Origin of the sequence: Lysobacter zhanggongensis, from assembly GCF_046638635.1 — a bacterium.
Taxonomy (GTDB): Bacteria; Pseudomonadota; Gammaproteobacteria; order Xanthomonadales; family Xanthomonadaceae; genus Novilysobacter; species Novilysobacter luteus.
Map to the genome: position 1 here is coordinate 1 of NZ_JBJXHK010000169.1, position 1,189 is coordinate 1,189.

Annotated in this window: 1 protein-coding gene and 1 pseudogene; both read left to right on the forward strand. The window is 73.2% G+C overall.

Annotation, left to right across the window (positions count from 1 at the left end):
* On the forward strand, positions 1 to 902 hold a 902-nt coding region (locus ACKVMH_RS13500), incomplete at its 5' end, for a patatin-like phospholipase family protein (RefSeq protein ID WP_412700663.1).
* A 62-nt stretch (positions 903 to 964) separates the two neighbouring features.
* Positions 965 to 1,189: pseudogene (locus ACKVMH_RS13505) on the forward strand (hypothetical protein); the annotation flags it as partial.

Consider the following 1,189-nt stretch of genomic DNA (forward strand, 5'->3'; position numbering starts at 1 on the left):
AGCGCGGCGAGCCGGTCGCGCTCGTGCTCGGCGCCGGCGGCGCACGCGGGCTGGCCCAGATCGGCGTGATCGACGCGCTGGTCGCGCGCGGGATCGACATCGTCGCGGTGGCCGGGTCGTCCAGTGGCGCGCTGGTCGGCGGGTTGTTCGCGGCCGGCCAGCTGCACGTGTTCCGCGACTGGCTGCTGTCGATGAGCCGCACCGACATGCTGCGGCTGCTCGACCCGGTATTCGGGCGGCCGGCGCTGTTCGAGGGCACGCGGCTGATGGCCGCGCTGCGCGAGCGCACCGGCGACGTGCGGATCGAGGACCTGCCGGTCGACTTCACCGCGGTCGCGGTCGACCTGATGCGCCAGCGCGAGGTGTGGCTGCGGCAAGGCGACCTGTGGGACGCGGTGCGTGGCTCGATCGCGATACCCGGCATCTTCACTCCGCACCGGGTCAACGGCCGCGAGCTGGTCGACGGCGGCCTGCTGGCGCCGCTGCCGATCGCCGCGAGCCGGCTGTCGGACGCCCACCGGCTGGTCGCGGTCGACATGAACAGCTGGCCCAACCAGCCGCCCGGCACGCCGGCGCATCCGGAGGCACCGGAACCGCGGGTCGGCGATGAATCACCCGCCCACTCGCGCCTGCTCGACTGGATCGAGCGGCGGCTGCGCCGCGGCGAGGCGGACGGCGACCAGGTCGACACGGCGCGCTACGGCTTCACCGAGCTGATGTCGCGCTCGCTCGACACCATGCAGGCGCAGATCGCCCGCGTGCAGCTTGCGCTCGATCCCCCCGAGCTGGTGATCCGCATACCACGCGATGCCTGCCAGTTCTACGAGTTCTGGCGGGCCCGGGAGCTGATCGCGATCGGCCGCCACGAGGCCGACAAGGCGCTGGACGAGGCCGGCTACTGACGGTCGCAACCGGTGAGATGGCCGGGCGCAATCCTGCGATCCCACCCTTGCAGGTCGCCGCCATGAGCCTTGTCCACGCCGCCAGCCCCTCCGTCGCCGAACACGTCCTGCGCTACGCGCTCGCCGTCGGCGCAACGCTCGTGCTGTTGATCCCGGAGGCTCGCGCCAGCCATGCGCTGCTCGGATGGCTGCCGCTGTGGCTGCTGGCGATGCCGCTCGCGGGCTGGCTTGCGGTCCGCGTACTGGGCGCGCGCGGTGCGGTCGAAGCGGCCGGTGTCCGCGCTGCG